This is a genomic window from Caulobacter sp. 602-1 (assembly GCF_003931565.1).
Taxonomy (GTDB): domain Bacteria; phylum Pseudomonadota; class Alphaproteobacteria; order Caulobacterales; family Caulobacteraceae; genus Caulobacter.
In genome coordinates this window covers 1-278 of the sequence record NZ_RRYI01000189.1, presented here as the reverse complement: position 1 = coordinate 278, position 278 = coordinate 1, and the positions used below count along the sequence as shown (strand labels likewise).

The following is a 278-nucleotide window of genomic DNA, read 5'->3' as shown; positions in this document are numbered from 1 at the left end:
ACTCGAAGATCCAGTGGATCGCGACGTGGTCGCCGTTCACCAGCACCGGCCGAACGCAGGTGGAGACCACCGACTCGGTGCGCTCCAGCACGGTGGTTTCCTGGGCCACCAGCGTGCTGCGGCCGCGCCGCGGTTCGGCCTGGTTCTCGCGCATGGTGGCGTCTTCGGTGTAGTAGTCCTCGATGGCCTTGGCATGCGCGCCGCCTTCGACGGCGGCGATGAATGATTCGAGTCGTTCGGTCGTGGGCATCTTTCAGTGGTCCATGGCGCAACGCGCC

General features: G+C 66.2%; 1 protein-coding gene. It reads right to left on the bottom strand.

Annotated elements, in window-relative coordinates:
- On the bottom strand, positions 1–250 hold a 250-nt coding region (locus EIK80_RS25815; RefSeq protein WP_148099157.1), incomplete at its 3' end, for a nuclear transport factor 2 family protein.
- Positions 251–278: the final 28 nt, after the last annotated feature.